This window comes from Janthinobacterium rivuli, assembly GCF_009208735.1.
Lineage (GTDB): Bacteria > Pseudomonadota > Gammaproteobacteria > Burkholderiales > Burkholderiaceae_D > Janthinobacterium.
Map to the genome: position 1 here is coordinate 1 of NZ_WFLJ01000109.1, position 255 is coordinate 255.

General features: G+C 63.1%; 1 protein-coding gene. It reads left to right on the forward strand.

Annotation, left to right across the window (positions count from 1 at the left end; all coding sequences use genetic code 11):
• The coding region (locus GCN78_RS29155) for an aldehyde dehydrogenase family protein (RefSeq protein ID WP_152254759.1) at positions 1 to 255 on the forward strand (255 nt) is incomplete at both ends.

Genomic DNA, 255 nt, shown 5'->3' on the forward strand with positions numbered 1-255 from the left:
CCAAGGGCGAAGTGACGCGTGGCATCGAAGTGGTGGAATTTGCCTGCGGCATCCCGCAGCTGATGAAGGGCGAGTATTCGGAACAGGTGGCCGGCGGCATCGACGCTTGGTCCATCCGCCAGGCGCTCGGCGTCTGCGTCGGCATCACGCCGTTCAACTTTCCCGTGATGGTGCCGATGTGGATGTTCCCGATGGCGATCGCCTGCGGCAATACCTTCGTCTTGAAACCATCGGAACGCGACCCGTCGGCCAGCC